This window comes from Pseudomonas sp. S5D5, assembly GCF_003013355.1.
Classification (GTDB): Bacteria; Pseudomonadota; Gammaproteobacteria; order Pseudomonadales; family Pseudomonadaceae; genus Aquipseudomonas; species Aquipseudomonas aylmerensis.
In genome coordinates this window covers 1,906,441-1,921,878 of record NZ_PTEO01000001.1, presented here as the reverse complement: position 1 = coordinate 1,921,878, position 15,438 = coordinate 1,906,441, and the positions used below count along the sequence as shown (strand labels likewise).

Here is a 15,438-nt window from a genome sequence, read left to right as displayed (position 1 = left end):
CCGGTAGACGTTGGTCCAACCGGCACCTTCCCAATGATGGCGCGATGATGCTGCGAGTTCTGCTTTTGACCCTCACCCTGTTTTCCAGCCTTGGCTTCGCCGCCTCCCCTGTCGTCCTGCAACGGCCCATCAGCCTGGACACCGGCAGCGGCGAGCTGTTTGGCTCGCTCTTGTTGCCCAAATCCGACAAGCCGGTACCGGTGGTGTTGATCATCGCCGGCTCCGGTCCCACCGATCGCAACGGCAACAGTGCCGACGGCGCACGCAACGACAGCCTCAAGCGCCTGGCCTGGGTGCTGGCGCGGCACAACATCGCCAGCGTGCGCTACGACAAGCGCGGCGTGGCCGCGAGCCTGGCCGCCACCCCGGATGAACGCAACCTGACCCTGGATGCCTATGTGGCAGACGCCGTGGCCTGGGGCAAGCAGCTCAAGGCCGATGAACGCATGGGCCCGCTGATCCTGCTGGGCCACAGTGAAGGCGCATTGGTGGCTGCCCTGGCGGCACCGCAACTGGACCCGGCCGGGGTGATCTCGCTGTCCGGCAGCGCGCGGCCGGTCGACCAGGTGATCCGCCAGCAACTGGCCGACCACCTGCCCCCTGCCCTGTTGCTGCGCAGCAATGAAATCCTTGATCACCTCAAGGCCGGCCAGGTGGATGCCGATGTGCCTGGCCCGCTGGAGGGTATTTTCCGTCCCAGCGTGCAGCCTTATCTGATCAGCCTGTTCCGCGCCGACCCGTCGGCGGCCTTCGCCAAGCTGAACATGCCGGCGCTGATCATCCAGGGCACCAACGACATCCAGGTCGGCGTCGACGATGCCCGCCAACTGAAAAACGCCAAGCCCGACGCGCAATTGACGGTGATCGAAGGCATGAACCACGTGATGCGCATCGTGCCCAATGACGTAAAGCAGCAATTGGCCTCCTACAATGACCCGCAACTGCCGCTCGCCGCCGAGTTGGGCAGCCGCCTGGTGCGCTTTATCGACGGACTTCAACCCCGTTAAGCGACAATTTGCCTCCAGTCCTGCAGAAACCGGCCGATAAGCCCTGAGTCGACAGCAAAAAGACTGTCGACTCGCTGGGCTTGGACAGGATCGCGCCGCATGACAACCACTGAAGCAACACCGGAACCAATCGCCGACACCCCGGCTGAAAAAACCGAGGCCGTCGACGCTGCGCCCCTGCCGTGGGCGGATGTTCAGGCCGAGCATTTCAAGATGCTGCGCCTGGCGCCGCTGGCCACCGACCGCGCCACAGGCGTGCGGCCATTGCGGTTCGTGCAGTTCGGCTATGCCGAGCGCCACGACAAACGCCACAGCCTGTTGCGCATGGTCATCCAGCTGCCGGGGCAGCGCGTGCGCCGTGAGCAGAACCATCTGGATATCTGGGTCGACCATGACACGCACCGCGTGCACTTCGGTCCGGGCAACAGCCTGGAAATCGAACCGGCCAACCGTGGCATCGGTCGCTTCCTGGTGGCCCAAGGCGCCGCCTGGGCGAAGAAGAAGTGGTCACACTACCGCGTCGACGGCGTCGACCTGGCCAACAAGGACGCCCTCAACGAATCCACGCGCCTGCGCCGCGATCACTTCCTGCGCATCCAGGGGTTTGATGTGGCTTACGCCGATGTGCAGCACCTCAAGGGCAACGTTCAGCCGGGCAAGGTCAGCGACGTGCTCGACAGCTGGAACACCGAGAAAGTGCAGTTCGTGGAAATTCTCGAAGCCGCGCAGATGCTGCAACAGGCCGAGCAGAACCTGGCGGAGCAGGAAGTGAAGCTGCGCAAGGAAGAAGAAAAGGTCACCAAGTTCAAGCGCGAAGACAGCGGCTTGCGCTTCACGATTACTTGCCTGGTGGCGTTTACCGTGTTTCAGGCGGGGTTGTTGATCTGGATTGCCACTCACCGGTAATGCAACTGTAGGCGCCCGGTTTGCCGGCGATGGTGGCCTCAAGAGAGCCATCGCCGGCACGCCGGGCGCCTACAGGGCGTGCTTCACACCCGAGCGGCAAAGACCGCTTGATGCTGGCGGCACTGCTCGGCCGTCAACATGAACACCCCGTGGCCACCGCGCTGGAACTCCAGCCAGGCGAAGTCCACTTCCGGATACAGCGCCTCGACGTGCACCTGGCTGTTGCCCACTTCGACAATCAACAAGCCCTTCTCGGTCAGGTGGTCTGCCGCTTCGGCCAGCATGCGCCGCACCAGGTTCAAGCCATCATCGCCACAGGCCAGGCCCAGCTCCGGTTCGTGCTGGTATTCGTCCGGCATGTCGGCGAAGTCTTCGGCATCCACATACGGTGGGTTCGACACGATCAGGTCGAAGCGCTGGCCCGGCAGGCCGTCGAAGCCGTCGCCCTGCACGGTGTAGACGCGCTCGTCGACACCATGGCGCTCGATGTTCTGGTTCGCCACCTCAAGCGCTTCGAAGGACAAGTCGCCCAGCACTACTTCGGCGTCCTGGAACTCGTAGGCACAGGCAATGCCGATGCAACCGGAGCCGGTGCACAGGTCGAGGATGCGCGCCGGTGGCTGGGCCAGCCAGGGTTCGAAGCGGTTTTCGATCAGTTCGCCAATCGGTGAACGCGGGATCAGCACGCGCTCGTCGACGATAAACGACATACCGCAGAACCAGGCCTCTTTCAGCAGGTAGGCGGTAGGCACGCGCTCGTGGATACGTCGATGCAGCAAGCGCTGCACGTGGGAGATTTCCTCTTCTTCCAGATTGCAATCCAGGTAGCTGTCGGCGATTTCCCACGGCAGGTGCAAGGCGCCGAGCACCAATTGCCGGGCTTCGTCCCAGGCGTTGTCGGTGCCATGGCCAAAAAACAGGTCTTCCCCATGGAAACGGCTGACAGCCCAACGGATGTGGTCGCGCAAGGTGCGCAGGCGGGAAGTGATCACGGGGGCAGACTCCTGGAAAAAACGACTGGCGATTCTAACAGCCTTCGCCTGTACCGACGATGTACGAAAAGCCCAGGCCATACGTCGGATTTCATCCAAATTGCCATCATTCGGTTAAACAAGCCGCCCACTTGACATGGCTGCACGTCAACAACGGCGTACCTTACGATGGTAGCGATTCACAGAACCGCTCAGCCAGTGGACAATGTCACAAAAGCCCCCCTCACAGGAGCCCCAGAATGTCCGTTCCAAAGACGATGTTTCAACTCAGCGGTCGTGGTTATGCGGCAGCCAACCTTGGCCATGCGACCCTCGTGATCATCGATGCCCAGAAGGAATACCTCAGCGGCCCGCTCGCCCTCTCGGGCATGGACGCGGCGGTCGCCAACATCCAGCAACTGGCCGCTGCCGCGCGCAACGCCGGGCGCCCGATCGTGCATGTGCGTCACCTGGGCACCGTTGGCGGCCTGTTCGACCCGCAAGGCGAGCGCGGCGAATTCATCCCCGGCCTGGAACCTGTCGGCGACGAGACCATCATCGGCAAACTGCTGCCCAGCGCGTTCCACGGCACCGGCCTGGAAAAACACCTGCAGGACCTTGGCTCCCTGGACCTGATCGTCTGCGGTTTCATGAGTCACTCCAGCGTCAGCACCACCGTGCGCGCCGCCAAGAACCTGGGCTTTCGCTGCACCCTGGTGGAAGACGCCTGCGCGACGCGCGACCTGCCCTACAAGGGCGGCATCCTCAGCGCCGAGCACGTGCAACAGACCGAAATGGCCATCATGGCCGACAACTTCGCGACCCTCGCGCTGACCAAAGATCTGATCTGATCGACCCATGGGATGAGCGGCGCGGCATGTTTTATGTCCCGCTCATCTGCAAATGCCTGTCATTTGCTGCAATTACCTCGGGTACAGGAACAACCTGTGTATCTTCCGGTCGAAGGGCCGATACCCTGGAGGAAAGGTCGGAATGAAGATATCCGATGGTTTTGATGCTCGTCGCTTGCGCCCCAAGGGCCCGAGCAACTGGCGTCTGCGCCTGGTGGCCGGCATTGCCGCGCTGCTGGCGATTGTTGGTGTGCTGCTGGCGGGTGCGGGTGCCGCTGGTTTATTCGGTCACTCGCCGGCCCTTGGCGAACTGAATGCCAGCCCCGGCGGCTCGGCGATCTTGGCGGTCATTGGCCTGCTGGTGCTGTGGCTGGGCGTCTGGCTGTGGCGTCGCAGCCGTCGGAAGATGCGTCAGCCCTTGTCGCTGAACATCGCTTCACACCTGATGAAAAAGCACGACTGATGGCGCTTGGATAGCGTTTCCTGCGCCCTGGCCGCCGCGATTTAGGTAAACTGCCCGCCCTTCGCGGAGGCTGACATGCAAGACGACGATTTTTCCCTGTTCAAAAACGAGCTGCGCGGCGTCAAGCCGATCAAGCACGACCGCGCCGACACCGGCAAACCCAAGGCCGACCGGGCGCAGATCGCCAAACTGCGCCAGGCTGCAACCGTGCGCACCGACGCCACCACCGTGGATGGCCTGTCGGACCAGTTCGTGATCGATGTCGGCCCCGAAGACGAACTCATGTGGGCCCGCGACGGCGTGCAGGAAAGCCAGATGCGCAAGCTCAAGGCCGGCCAGATCCCGTTCGAAGGCAGCCTCGACCTGCACGGCATGACCGTGGAAAAAGCCCGCGAAACCCTGTGGGCCTTCCTCGCCGAAGCCACCAAATTTGAAATCCGCTGCGTGCGCGTCACCCACGGCAAGGCTGTGCGACTGGACGGCAAGCGTCCGATGATCAAAAGCCACGTCAACACCTGGCTGCGCCAGCACACCCAGGTACTCGGCTTCACCTCCTGCCAGTCCCGCCACGGCGGCGCGGGGGCGGTGTATGTGATGCTCAAGCGCACCATGATGGAAGGGCGTGACGAGTAAGCAAAAAAAAGCCCAGCAAGTGAGCTGGGCTGTTGTCGGCCGCATGGGTTTCAGCTGTCTTTCGCTTTTTTCTCTCTTGCCAACGAGATCACTGCTTTTTGCAGGGTGATTGCCGTGTTGGCCGCGCTCCGATAGACCGCACGTCGCTCCTCCACAGAACCACTTCGGAAAAAATCTGACATTGTGGTCGATGAGTACTTCTCAACAACTTCCGTCACTTCGCCTTTCATAAGGCTACTCCGGTCAATATTTGCTCAAGTTCTTCAGGATGGTAGGGCTGCCTGACAAGTTCGTCAATTTCCCCTGCCGATAGGTTGATACCGATCTGCGACTCGCCGCCGTCGGTGTCCTTGATGAGAACATCGACTTGAAGACGCCCAAGGAACTCGCGCTTCAATCCGCACACCGTTGCCTTTGATGCATAAAACTGGCGAATGAACTCTTTGCAGGGGATATTTCTACCTTCAACAGCCTCGCGTGCCAGCACGAACTCCCATGCAAGTTCAGGCTTTTGGTAAACATAGATAACTTGAACGGACCGATTTTCCTTATCGAGTGCACGCTGGATGTTTTTTCGAGCAACAGCAAAATTCGCCAGCGTTCCGTCCAACAGGAAGGACTGCCGCTGCTGATAGACCAAGTCAACGGTACGCTCGACCATAGCCGTCACGCCACGTTGAAAAAGGCTGGAGTTTCGACCCGTGTACTCGGGAAAGTATTCCCTGAAGTCATCCGGGTCGATACGCAAGGCACCGGCTCCCCCTTCCTCCATCAAACGAATAAAGGACTTTGATACTTCTGTTTTACCTGCACCGGGAGAGCCCGCCATAAATACCGAGACTGGATAGCGCTCACCCGGGTACTTATCCAGGCAAGCCAGCTCCCGGGCTATCCTCGTCCGATTGGCCTTGGCAAAGGTCAATGCGCGTTCTGAGATGCATCGCTCCAGCGGGGTCATTACGTCCTCCTCAGCGGAGGCAGACTCTAACATCGCTATCGCCCAGGAATACAACTGTCGGCGTTCCTACGCTACTATGTGCGCCACATCACCCGCCGCCATTAAGCGCCGGGCAACGCTTCACATTGGTACAGGCATACACCGTACCGTTCTGAAACCCATACGGAAACAGTCCTGTGACATTGGAACAGAATTACACCGCGATCCTCGGCCAACTCGGCGAGGACGTTTCCCGCGAGGGCCTGCTCGACACGCCAAAGCGTGCCGCCAAGGCGATGCAGTACCTTTGCCGCGGCTATGAACAGACCCTGGAAGAAGTCACCAACGGTGCCTTGTTCAGCTCTGACAACAGCGAAATGGTGCTGGTCAAGGACATCGAGTTGTATTCGTTGTGCGAACACCACCTGCTGCCGTTTATCGGCAAGGCGCACGTTGCCTACATCCCGAGCGGCAAAGTGCTGGGCCTGTCGAAGGTTGCGCGGATTGTCGACATGTACGCGCGCCGCCTGCAGATCCAGGAAAACCTCAGTCGCCAGATCGCCGATGCGGTGATGCAGGTGACGGGTGCCCTGGGCGTGGCCGTCGTGATCGAGGCCAAGCACATGTGCATGATGATGCGCGGTGTCGAGAAACAGAATTCCTCGATGATCACCTCGGTGATGCTGGGTGAGTTCCGCGAAAACGCGGCCACCCGCAGCGAATTCCTCAGCCTGATCAAGTAATCGTCTGAGTAGGAAAAAACCGGCGTTCATCGCCGGTTTTTTTTCGCCTGCAGAAATCAGGTAAGCTGCGGCCCCTTCTTCATGGGCAAGAGGTTTCAGCCATGTTCGTCAAAGCACTTCGAGTGGGCCTCGGCCACGTCATCATCGCGGGCGACTTCCTTACCCGTCCGCGTAAAAAACAGCGCCCCGCCGAACAACAGGCACAGGTCAACGAAGCGGCCAAAGGCCTGACCCTGTATCAATTCCACGCCTGCCCGTTCTGTGTGAAGACTCGCCGCACCCTGCACCGCCTGAATGTGCCGGTGGCGCTCAAGGATGCGAAAAACAACGAGCAGGACCGCCAGACCCTGCTGGAGCAAGGTGGCAAGATCAAAGTGCCGTGCCTGCGCATCGAAGAAAACGGCCAGACCACTTGGATGTATGACTCCAAGGTCATCATCGACTACCTGGACAAGCGCTTCGCCGCGGTCTGACAAACACTGAAGATCGAATGTGGGAGCGGGCTTGCTCGCAAAAGCGGCGGATCAGTCAATCAATCTATCGACTGACACAGCGCATTCGCGAGCAAGCCCGTTCCCACTTTGAGTTCAGATTACCAAGTCAACATCCAGCAGCGCCGAGCCCAGGCATTTGCCATGGGCATCCAGCGCCAGGGAGCGGGTCACGCCACCGCGCAGAATCCCCGGCAAGACGAAGTTCAGCGCCTGGACAGTGGGCAATTCATAACGCCGCACCGGCGCAGCACCCGGTTCCAGCAGGCCGGCAAAGAACTCGGTCACGCGTTCGGCCGTGAGCTGTTCACACAGCAACGGGTAATCCTCGGCGCGATAAGCAATGATCGAGATGTTCGAGGTGTCGCCCTTGTCCCCGGTCCGGGAGTGGGCCAGCGTGTGCAGTTTCATGCTTCGATCCTCGGGTTGACCGCGCTTCGCGGCAGCAGTAATGACGCCACCGCCACCACCTGGCGCACGCTTTTACTGGCACCGCCGCCGCCGGAGGGGCCGTTGGTGTAGAGGGTTTCCACTTCATTGCCGATCCGTACCGCTTCGCCACGCTCCTCGCATCGAGCCGCGACGCGCAAGCGCACTTCCCAAGGCTCGACACTGCTGCGCGGGCCGTGGAGCGAGTCCATGCCGATCAGCTCGGCGCGCACGTCCTGCATCTTCACGCCGGTTAACGCCAGACGCTTGAGTACGACATCCCGCGCCAATTGAGCCCGTGCGACGGCGCCGGGGCCGCCGTAGGACATCTGCCCTTCGCCGATCCAGCCATCCAGATAGCCCACGCTGACCTTCAACTGTTCAGGTCGCGCGCGACCCGCGGCGCCCTGGGCGCGCACACGATCAACCGCTTCCTCGACAAAACCCACCTGGGAAAAATCGGCGGTCACATCAGGGGTCAAATACGCCGCTGGATCATGCACTTCATAAATCAGTTGCTCGGTGCAGGTCGCACGGCTGACCCGTCCACCGGAGCCTGCAACCTTGGTGATCAGCGCTTCGCCCTCGGCATCGATCTCGGCCAAGGGGAATCCCAGGCGCGCCAGGTCATCCACATCCTTGAAGCCCGGATCGGCAAAATAGCCGCCACTGACTTGCCCGGCGCATTCGAGCAAATGTCCAACTAAAGTGCCGCGACCCAAGCGCTGCCAGTCATCCGCGGCCCAGCCGAACTCGAACATCTGCGGCGCGAGGAACAGCGACGGGTCGGCGACACGTCCGGTAATCACCACATCGGCGTCGGCGCGCAGGGCTTCAAGGATGCCTTCCACGCCCAGGTAGGCATTGGCGGAAATCAGCCGTTCGCCGAGTGAACCGACGGTCTGGCCGTTATCCAGCACTTGCTCGGGCTGCAACGCAGCCAAGACATCGTCGCCCACCACCGCGACCACCTTGAGGCGCAGGCCCAGCTCGCTGGCGATGCGCCGCACTTCAATCGCCGCCGACACCGGGTTGGCCGCGCCCATGTTGGTGACCACCCGCAGGCGGCGACGCCCGGCGCCCTCCCCCACAAACGGCAACACGCGGCGCATGCGCTCACTGAGCAGCGGGTCATAGCCGCCGTCGGGATCCGTGATCCGCGCCTGTTGCGCCAGGGCAATCGTGCGTTCGGCCAGGCATTCGAAGACCAGGTAATCCAGATCGCCCTGTTCAGCCAGTTCCACGGCGGGTTCAATACGGTCGCCGGAATAGCCGGCACCGGAACCGATGCGCAAGGTTTTCATCTCAAATCACTCCCAGGAGCAACGCGGTCAGGGTCATCAACACCGACGCGGCAAACAGAAAAGGGATGGTGAAGCGCTGGTGATCGGCCAATTCGATCTTGCACAGGCCCACCAACAGGAAGGTCGCGGGGGTCAGCGGGCTGACCGGGAAACCGGTGGTGTGCACGCCCAGCAGCGAGGCCTGGGCCACCTGCAACGGGTCGACACCGAGGGCCTTGCCGACTTCGGCGATCACCGGCATCACGCCGAAATAATACGAATCGGGGTCGAACAGCATGCTCAACGGCATGGAAATAAAGCCCACCACCGCCGGGATCAACTTGCCGTGGCCGGCCGGAATCTGCGCCACCGCCACTTCGGCAATCGCCTTGAGCATGCCGGTGCCTTGCATGATGCCGGTGAACACCCCGGCGGCGAGCAGGATACTGGCCATGGTCAGCGCGGTTTTCGCATGGGCATCGATGCGGGCGCGCTGGGCGTCCACATTCGGGTAGTTGATGCACAGGGCCATCACGGTGCCGAGCATGAACATCACCACCGGGTCGACCCAGCCGGCGATCATCACCACCATCACCAACACAGTCAGCACCAGGTTGACCCAGAACAGCCGAGGCCGGCGCAGCTGGATGTCGGCGTCGCTGAGCACCCGTTGGGGCACGGCATCCACGCTGGAACCGGCGCCCAGGCCCAAGCGTTTTTCCTCGCGACGGCCGAGCCACCAGGCACAGGCGAAGACGAAGACCAGGCCGACGATCTGCACCGGGATCAGCGGCTGGAACAGGTCAGCCACCGGCACATGCAGTGCCGCCGAGGAGCGCAGCACCGGGCCGGTCCACGGCAGGAAGTTGACCCCCGCGGCCATCGCGCAGACACAGGCAAGGATACGTTTATCAATGCCCAGCCGCGTATACAGCGGCAGCATCGCCGGCACCGTCACCAGGAAGGTCACCGCGCCGGAGCCGTCGAGGTGCACCAACAGGGCCAGGGTCGCGGTACCGACGACAATCCTTGTAGGACGCGTCCCTACCGTGCGCAGGATGCGATCAATGATGGGGTCGAGCATGCCGGCATCGGTCATGATCCCGAAAAACAGGATCGCGAACACAAACATGCCCACCACGGGGGCAACGTTCTTGATACCGGTAATGATGAAGGCGCTGGTTTGCAAGCCGAACCCACCGAGCAACGCGGCGATGATCGGCAAGGCGATCAGGGCCACCAGCGGCGAGAGGCGTTTGCTCATGACGGCAGCGAGCAGGCACAGGATGGTGATGACACCCAGGGTAGCGAGCATGGGTTACTCCAGAGCGGCCTTTGCGGCCGGTTATTGTTTTCCCCCGAGTATTGGAATCACGTTACCCTTTGTAAATTGGAATGTTCAGCGAGTCATGTTCGTAAAAACAAAACGCTCGAGAAAAACAACAATGAAAAATTCGATCCAGCATATCCAGGCATTCCTCGCGGTGGCCCGTACCGGGAGTTTCACCAAGGCGGCCAACGAACTGCACCTGTCACCTTCGGCGCTGACCGTGCAAGTCCAGCAACTGGAGGATTGGCTGGGCGTTGCCCTGCTCGACCGCAGCCCGCGCCATGTGAGCATCACGGCCGCCGGCCAGGACGCGCGCGGCCCTATGGAAAAACTGCTGCTGGACCTGGACAACATTGTCACCGGTTCCCGCGACCTGGCCGCCTTGCGTCGCGGCGTCGTCACCATCGCCGCCCTGCCCTCGGTCTGCGCCGGCACCCTGCCCCCGGCCCTACGGCTGTTTCGCGAACGCTTTGGCGGCATCGAAGTGCGCCTGCACGACCTGGTGGCCCACCGCATTCATGCCCAGGTACGTGCAGGCGAGGTCGATTTCGGCATTGGTGTACGCGCACGGCTCAGTCACGGCCTGGCGTTTGTGCCGGTGCTGAATGATCGACTGTGCGCCTTCGTGCCGCTGGACCATCCCCTCACCCGCCATCGCCAGCTGACCCTGGAGCAACTGGCGGACCAGCCGATCATCCTCACCGGGCGTGACAGCAGCGTGCGGGAGCAAGTGGATGCGTTGTTTGATGAGACGCAGCTGACGATGAACGCAGGCATGGAGGCCAACTATATGTCGACGGTCCTTGCCTTGGTGCGCCAGGGGCTGGGCATCAGTGTGCTGCCGGAGTCGGCGGCGGACAGTTTGGCAGGCTTGAAACGCATCAATATCGATCATCCCGGCGTGAACCGGGAGATCGGGCTGATCAGCCGCAGCGGCATGAGCCTGAGCCCGGCGGCGCAGCGCTGTTTTGACCTGCTCAAGGCCCAGATGCCCTCCTTGTAGGAGCCCGGCTTGCCGGGCGCCTACAGATTGAGGGCGTTCAGTCGAGCATCGCGACGTGCTTGGGGTGGCTGGCCACACGCGCCAACCACGCCTGCACGCCCGGGTACGCATCCAGGTCAAAACCACCTTCCCGGGCCACGTGGGTATAGGCATACAAGGCCACGTCCGCGATGGAGAACTGGTCGCCCACCAGGTACGGGGTCAGTTGCAGCTGGCGTTCCATGACCTTGAGGGCTTTGTAACCGCCCTTGTGCAGCTTCTTGTATTCCTCGAGGCGCTCCTGCGGCAACCCCAGGTAAAACTGGATAAACCGCGCCACCGCAATGTACGGCTCGTGGCTGTACTGTTCGAAGAACTGCCACTGCAACACCTGCGTGCGCAGGCGCGGCTCGGTGGGCAGGAATTCGCTGCCGTCGGCGAGGAAATTCAGGATCGCGTTGGATTCCCACAGGCAGGTGCCGTCTTCGAGCTCCAGCACCGGGATCTTGCCGTTGGGGTTCTTTGCCAGGAATTCGGCGGTCTGCGTATCACCCCTGAGGATGTCCACATCCACCCATTGGTACGGGATGCCCAGCAGGTTGAGCATCAATTTGACCTTGTAGCAGTTGCCCGACTTGTAATCGCCATAAACCTTGTACATGGGGCTCCCCTTATGCCGCTTGCGCGTGCTGTGCTTGACGGACCACTGCGGCCAGGCGCTTGAGACCTTCGTCCAGACGGGACGGGTCGATATGGCTGAAATTGAGTCGCAGTGAGCCCAGGTGCTGGTCCGGCTCGGAAAAGAACGGTTCACCGGGCATGAACGCGACGTCCTGATCGAGCGCAGGAGCCAACAAGGTGCGGGTGTCGAGCGGCTGTTTCAAGGTCAGCCAGAAGAATAATCCACCCTGGGGCACTTGCCAGTCGGCCAGCTCGCCGAAGTGACGCAGCAATGCCGCCTGGAAGGCATCGCGGCGCTCGCGGTAAAAGCTGCGCAATTGCCCCAGGTGCTGCTGGTATTTCTGCGTGCCGATCCACTGCATCGCCTGCCACTGGCCGACGCGGTTGGTGTGCAGGTCCGCCGACTGCTTGAGCTTGAGCAAGTGCGGGAACAGGTCCGGGCTGGCGATCAGGTAACCGACGCGCAATCCCGGCAGCAAGGTTTTGGAAACCGTGCCGGTGTAAATCCAGCTGGCTTTGTTCAGGCGGCCGACGATGGGCTTGGCGCTGCCACCGTCGAAGGTCAGCTCGCGGTAGGGTTCGTCTTCGATCAGGGTGACGCCGAACTCATCGAGCAACGCGGCGACAGCCTCGCGCTTGGCCTCGCTGTAGCGCACGGCGGATGGGTTCTGGAACGTCGGGATCAGGTAGATGAACGCCGGGCGATGGCGCTCAAGGTTGGCGCGCAAGCTGGCCAGGTCGGGGCCGTCTGCTTCCAGCTGCACCGTGAGGCAATCGGCGCCGAACAGTTGGAAGATCTGCAACGCGGCCAGGTAGGTCGGGCCTTCCAACAGGATTTTCGTGCCCTTGTCGATATACAACTTCGCCGCCAGGTCGAGGGTTTGCTGCGAGCCGCTGACCACCAGTACCTGGCTCGCCTGGCACGGCACCCCCAGGGCGCGCGCCTCGGCCGCCAGTAACTCACGCAATTGCGGTTCGCCCTCGCTCATGCCGTATTGGCCGATGTTCAGCGGCATGCCCTCCCAATGCAAGGCCGGCAACATGGCCTCGGCCGGCAGGCCACCGGCGAACGACATCACTTGCGGGCGCTGGGCGGCCGCGAGGATTTCACGGATCAAGGAGCTTTTGAGGCGCGTAACACGTTCAGAGAAGGCCATAAGGTCACCGGTAGCAAAGCCTGTGGGAAATACGTCAAACTGGTTGACCGAAATTACGACAGCTTGAATGGATACGTCAACATGCTTGACCTTAAAAACCAGGGCAGCCAGCAAGAGGCGATGCAAGCGTTCTTCTTCGGCTACCAGGCGTTCACTGCCAAAGCCGATGAAATGCTCGAACGCCGCGGCCTGAGCCGGGTGCACCAGCGCATCGTATTTTTTATCGCGCGCTACCCGGCCTTGAGCGTGAAGGAGTTGCTGGAACTGCTCGGCGTGAGCAAGCAGGCGCTGAACATGCCGTTGCGCCAATTGCAGGAAATGCACCTGGTCAACAGCGTTGCGGCGCAGACCGACAAGCGCAAACGCCTGCTGGAACTGACGGAGGAAGGTATGCGGTTCGAGCAATCACTGCGGCGTGAGCAGGTGAAGCTGTTGCAACGCGCATTCAGTGAAGCCGGGGAGGAAGCCGTGGCGGGCTGGTTGGCGGTGAATCAGGCCCTTGCCGGGCAGCCGTGATTGCTTTGTAGATGTGCTTGTGGCTGTGGCAAGGACTTGTGGCAACAACTGGATCTGGGGCTGTGGCAAGGGCTTGGGGCAACAACTGGATCTGTGGCTGTGGCACTGACTTGTGGCGAGCGGGCTTGCCCCGCGTTGGGGTGCGAAGCAGCCCCAATTCAGTCACTGCATTCTTACAGACAGAACCTGCCAGCAGGTTTTGGGGCTGCTTCGCACCCCAACGCGGGGCAAGCCCGCTCACCACAATTAAGTCCAGTTCACCCCAATAAGCACCAGTTCATCCCAACAAGCCCAGTTCACCCCAATTAGCCCAGTTCACCCCAACAAGCCCAGTTCACCCCAATAAGCCCAGTTCACCCTAATAAGCCCAGTTCACCCCAATAAGCCCAGTTCATCCCAACAAGCCTAGTTCACCCCAACAAGCCCAGTTCCCCCCCAACAAGCCCGGCTCACTCCAATAAACCCAACTCACCAAAAAAACCCGCCTCCCCCCCCTATCCAGACACCACACCCGTGGCCTTCCATCGACTTTCGCCCAGACAATCGAAAACATTATTTGCTTTATTTGTATACAAAAGCATAATTCGCTTCGTGCGAGTTCCTGACCTATTGGTCAACAAAACCCGCCAGTACCTCAAAGCGCTGCTGCCCACTGTCGTGACCGGCGCTGGAAATAACAATAAAACTCTTGAGGAGTACTCGCTGTGGAAAGCCGCAAATCCGAAGCCCCAACGCTGGATCTCTTACCCGCACGCAGTCGCTGGCTGGAACGCCTGTTCAAACTGCGCCTGCATGGCACCACAGTGAAGACCGAACTGATCGCCGGCCTCACCACGTTCATCACCATGGCCTACATCATCTTCGTCAATCCCAACATCATGGCCGACGCCGGCATCGATCATGGCGCGGCGTTTGTCGCCACGTGCATCGCCGCGGCGCTGGGTTGTCTGTTGATGGGCCTGTACGCCAACTGGCCGGTAGGCCTGGCGCCGGGCATGGGCCTGAACGCGTTTTTCACCTACACCGTGGTCGGCACCATGGGCTATCACTGGGAAACCGCGCTGGGTGCGGTGTTCATTTCCGGCGTGTTGTTCATGGGCCTCACGCTCTCCCGGATCCGCGAGTGGCTGCTCAACAGCATTCCGGTCAGCCTGCGCCACGCCATGGGCGCGGGTGTCGGTCTGTTCCTCGGGGTGATCGGCCTGAAAACCGCCGGGATCATCGTCGACAGCCCGGCCACGCTGATCAAGCTCGGCTCGCTGCATGAGCCGGCGCCGCTGCTGGCGGCGGTGTGTTTCCTGCTGATCGCGATCCTCAGCTATCACCGCGTATTCGGCGCGATCCTCATCAGCATCATCGCCGTGACCCTGGCCGGCTGGGGCCTGGGCCTGGTGCATTACAACGGGATCCTCTCCACCCCACCGAGCCTGGCACCGACCTGGATGGCCATGGACGTGAAGGGTGTATTCAATGTGAGCATGATAAGTGTGGTATTTGCCTTTCTTTTTGTGCACATGTTCGATACCGCCGGTACACTGATGGGCGTTGCGCAACGCGCCGGGCTGGTCAATGCCGACGGCAGGATCGATAACCTGTCCCGCGCCCTCAAGGCCGACAGTGCCTCCAGTGTGTTCGGCGCCATGGTCGGTGTACCGCCGGTGACCAGCTACGTGGAAAGCGCTGCCGGTGTTGCCGCCGGTGGCCGTACCGGGTTGACGGCGGTCACGGTCGGCGTGCTGTTCGTGGCGGCGATGTTTTTCGCCCCGCTGGCGGGCATGATCCCGGCCTACGCCACGGCGGGTGCGCTGATTTACGTGGCGATGCTGATGATGGCGAGCATGGCCCATATCAATTGGGATGAAGCCACCGACAGCATCCCGGCCATCGTGACCGCGATCATGATGCCGCTGACCTTCTCGGTCGCCGACGGGATCGCCCTGGGCTTTATCACCTATGTGGCGCTCAAGGCCGGCACCGGCAAGTACCGCGAGATCTCCGTGAGCCTGTGGGTGCTGTGCGCGATCTTTATCGCCAAGTTCGTCTTTCTATAAAAAAAGG

18 protein-coding genes are annotated in these 15,438 nt (G+C 61.4%); 10 read left to right on the top strand and 8 right to left on the bottom strand.

Going from position 1 to position 15,438, the window contains the following annotated elements; translation table 11 throughout:
• Positions 1 to 44: 44 nt before the first annotated feature.
• Both C9990_RS09170 and C9990_RS09165 read left to right on the top strand, forming a co-directional pair.
• Positions 45 to 1,007, top strand: coding sequence for an alpha/beta hydrolase (locus C9990_RS09170; protein ID WP_065903365.1), 963 nt, complete (start codon positions 45 to 47; stop codon positions 1,005 to 1,007).
• Between the two features lie 99 nt (positions 1,008 to 1,106).
• Positions 1,107 to 1,913, top strand: a complete 807-nt coding sequence (locus C9990_RS09165; RefSeq protein ID WP_065903367.1) for a hypothetical protein — start codon at positions 1,107 to 1,109, stop codon at positions 1,911 to 1,913.
• An 83-nt stretch (positions 1,914 to 1,996) separates the two neighbouring features.
• On the opposite strand, the gene prmB is transcribed toward C9990_RS09165, so the two are convergent.
• Positions 1,997 to 2,905 carry a 50S ribosomal protein L3 N(5)-glutamine methyltransferase gene (gene prmB / locus C9990_RS09160; protein ID WP_065903369.1) on the bottom strand — a complete coding sequence of 303 codons (909 nt, stop codon included), beginning with the start codon at positions 2,903 to 2,905 and terminating at the stop codon, positions 1,997 to 1,999.
• Positions 2,906 to 3,144: 239 nt separating this feature from the next.
• On the opposite strand from prmB, the gene C9990_RS09155 reads away from it, so the two are divergent.
• From C9990_RS09155 to C9990_RS09145, 3 genes are all read left to right on the top strand, one after another.
• Positions 3,145 to 3,735, top strand: a complete 591-nt coding sequence (locus C9990_RS09155) for a cysteine hydrolase family protein (RefSeq protein ID WP_065903371.1) — start codon at positions 3,145 to 3,147, stop codon at positions 3,733 to 3,735.
• Between the two features lie 142 nt (positions 3,736 to 3,877).
• On the top strand, positions 3,878 to 4,198 hold the full coding sequence (locus tag C9990_RS09150; protein WP_065903373.1) for a hypothetical protein: 321 nt from the start codon (positions 3,878 to 3,880) through the stop codon (positions 4,196 to 4,198).
• A gap of 75 nt (positions 4,199 to 4,273) precedes the next feature.
• On the top strand, positions 4,274 to 4,831 hold the full coding sequence (locus C9990_RS09145; RefSeq protein ID WP_106803067.1) for a Smr/MutS family protein: 558 nt from the start codon (positions 4,274 to 4,276) through the stop codon (positions 4,829 to 4,831).
• 50 nt (positions 4,832 to 4,881) lie between these two features.
• Here the strand turns inward: C9990_RS09145 and C9990_RS09140 are convergent, their stop codons facing one another.
• Together C9990_RS09140 and C9990_RS09135 are read right to left on the bottom strand one after the other, a co-directional pair.
• Positions 4,882 to 5,061 (bottom strand): hypothetical protein, encoded by a 180-nt coding sequence (locus tag C9990_RS09140; RefSeq protein WP_106803066.1) that lies wholly within the window; start codon positions 5,059 to 5,061, stop codon positions 4,882 to 4,884.
• A complete protein-coding gene (locus C9990_RS09135; RefSeq protein ID WP_106805616.1) occupies positions 5,058 to 5,789 on the bottom strand; it encodes a zeta toxin family protein in 732 nt (243 codons plus the stop codon). The genes C9990_RS09140 and C9990_RS09135 overlap by 4 nt, the downstream gene beginning before the upstream one ends.
• 176 nt (positions 5,790 to 5,965) lie before the next feature.
• On the opposite strand from C9990_RS09135, the gene folE reads away from it, so the two are divergent.
• Both folE and C9990_RS09125 read left to right on the top strand, forming a co-directional pair.
• Positions 5,966 to 6,511 carry a GTP cyclohydrolase I FolE gene (gene folE / locus C9990_RS09130; RefSeq protein ID WP_019826593.1) on the top strand — a complete coding sequence of 182 codons (546 nt, stop codon included), beginning with the start codon at positions 5,966 to 5,968 and terminating at the stop codon, positions 6,509 to 6,511.
• A gap of 101 nt (positions 6,512 to 6,612) precedes the next feature.
• The gene (locus tag C9990_RS09125; RefSeq protein ID WP_065903382.1) at positions 6,613 to 6,984 is read left to right on the top strand and encodes a glutathione S-transferase N-terminal domain-containing protein; all 372 of its coding nucleotides are present in this window, start codon (positions 6,613 to 6,615) and stop codon (positions 6,982 to 6,984) included.
• A 114-nt stretch (positions 6,985 to 7,098) separates the two neighbouring features.
• Here the strand turns inward: C9990_RS09125 and C9990_RS09120 are convergent, their stop codons facing one another.
• The 3 genes from C9990_RS09120 to C9990_RS09110 are packed head-to-tail and all read right to left on the bottom strand — an operon-like array spanning position 7,099 to position 10,029.
• Positions 7,099 to 7,413: a hypothetical protein gene (locus C9990_RS09120; protein WP_106803065.1), complete on the bottom strand. Its 315-nt coding sequence runs from the start codon at positions 7,411 to 7,413 to the stop codon at positions 7,099 to 7,101.
• Complete coding sequence (locus tag C9990_RS09115; protein ID WP_106803064.1) at positions 7,410 to 8,735, bottom strand: acyclic terpene utilization AtuA family protein; 1,326 nt, start codon at positions 8,733 to 8,735, stop codon at positions 7,410 to 7,412. Before C9990_RS09115 ends, C9990_RS09120 begins: the two co-directional genes overlap by 4 nt.
• 1 nt (position 8,736) lies before the next feature.
• Entirely contained in the window at positions 8,737 to 10,029 is a 1,293-nt protein-coding gene (locus C9990_RS09110) for a CitMHS family transporter (protein ID WP_106803063.1), read from the bottom strand.
• Between the two features lie 130 nt (positions 10,030 to 10,159).
• On the opposite strand from C9990_RS09110, the gene C9990_RS09105 reads away from it, so the two are divergent.
• Complete coding sequence (locus tag C9990_RS09105; protein WP_065903398.1) at positions 10,160 to 11,047, top strand: LysR family transcriptional regulator; 888 nt, start codon at positions 10,160 to 10,162, stop codon at positions 11,045 to 11,047.
• A 37-nt stretch (positions 11,048 to 11,084) separates the two neighbouring features.
• Here the strand turns inward: C9990_RS09105 and C9990_RS09100 are convergent, their stop codons facing one another.
• On the bottom strand, positions 11,085 to 11,687 hold the full coding sequence (locus C9990_RS09100) for a glutathione S-transferase family protein (protein WP_106803062.1): 603 nt from the start codon (positions 11,685 to 11,687) through the stop codon (positions 11,085 to 11,087).
• 10 nt (positions 11,688 to 11,697) lie between these two features.
• Positions 11,698 to 12,864, bottom strand: a complete 1,167-nt coding sequence (locus C9990_RS09095; RefSeq protein WP_106803061.1) for a PLP-dependent aminotransferase family protein — start codon at positions 12,862 to 12,864, stop codon at positions 11,698 to 11,700.
• Positions 12,865 to 12,945: 81 nt separating this feature from the next.
• On the opposite strand from C9990_RS09095, the gene C9990_RS09090 reads away from it, so the two are divergent.
• Both C9990_RS09090 and C9990_RS09080 read left to right on the top strand, forming a co-directional pair.
• Positions 12,946 to 13,380: a MarR family winged helix-turn-helix transcriptional regulator gene (locus tag C9990_RS09090; RefSeq protein WP_065903407.1), complete on the top strand. Its 435-nt coding sequence runs from the start codon at positions 12,946 to 12,948 to the stop codon at positions 13,378 to 13,380.
• A 704-nt stretch (positions 13,381 to 14,084) separates the two neighbouring features.
• Complete coding sequence (locus C9990_RS09080) at positions 14,085 to 15,431, top strand: NCS2 family permease (protein WP_106803060.1); 1,347 nt, start codon at positions 14,085 to 14,087, stop codon at positions 15,429 to 15,431.
• Positions 15,432 to 15,438 lie beyond the last annotated feature (7 nt).

Bases quoted from the DNA above. Each gene is read 5' to 3' on its own strand.
- C9990_RS09135 (WP_106805616.1), bottom strand. From the start codon at position 5,789: ATGACCCCGCTGGAGCGATGCATCTCAGAACGCGCATTGACCTTTGCC.
- C9990_RS09115 (WP_106803064.1), bottom strand. From the start codon at position 8,735: ATGAAAACCTTGCGCATCGGTTCCGGTGCCGGCTATTCCGGCGACCGT.
- C9990_RS09140 (WP_106803066.1), bottom strand. From the start codon at position 5,061: ATGAAAGGCGAAGTGACGGAAGTTGTTGAGAAGTACTCATCGACCACA.
- C9990_RS09170 (WP_065903365.1), top strand. From the start codon at position 45: ATGATGCTGCGAGTTCTGCTTTTGACCCTCACCCTGTTTTCCAGCCTT.
- C9990_RS09095 (WP_106803061.1), bottom strand. From the start codon at position 12,864: ATGGCCTTCTCTGAACGTGTTACGCGCCTCAAAAGCTCCTTGATCCGT.
- C9990_RS09145 (WP_106803067.1), top strand. From the start codon at position 4,274: ATGCAAGACGACGATTTTTCCCTGTTCAAAAACGAGCTGCGCGGCGTC.
- C9990_RS09125 (WP_065903382.1), top strand. From the start codon at position 6,613: ATGTTCGTCAAAGCACTTCGAGTGGGCCTCGGCCACGTCATCATCGCG.
- C9990_RS09155 (WP_065903371.1), top strand. From the start codon at position 3,145: ATGTCCGTTCCAAAGACGATGTTTCAACTCAGCGGTCGTGGTTATGCG.
- C9990_RS09120 (WP_106803065.1), bottom strand. From the start codon at position 7,413: ATGAAACTGCACACGCTGGCCCACTCCCGGACCGGGGACAAGGGCGAC.
- C9990_RS09110 (WP_106803063.1), bottom strand. From the start codon at position 10,029: ATGCTCGCTACCCTGGGTGTCATCACCATCCTGTGCCTGCTCGCTGCC.
- C9990_RS09105 (WP_065903398.1), top strand. From the start codon at position 10,160: ATGAAAAATTCGATCCAGCATATCCAGGCATTCCTCGCGGTGGCCCGT.
- C9990_RS09165 (WP_065903367.1), top strand. From the start codon at position 1,107: ATGACAACCACTGAAGCAACACCGGAACCAATCGCCGACACCCCGGCT.
- C9990_RS09090 (WP_065903407.1), top strand. From the start codon at position 12,946: ATGCTTGACCTTAAAAACCAGGGCAGCCAGCAAGAGGCGATGCAAGCG.
- C9990_RS09150 (WP_065903373.1), top strand. From the start codon at position 3,878: ATGAAGATATCCGATGGTTTTGATGCTCGTCGCTTGCGCCCCAAGGGC.
- C9990_RS09100 (WP_106803062.1), bottom strand. From the start codon at position 11,687: ATGTACAAGGTTTATGGCGATTACAAGTCGGGCAACTGCTACAAGGTC.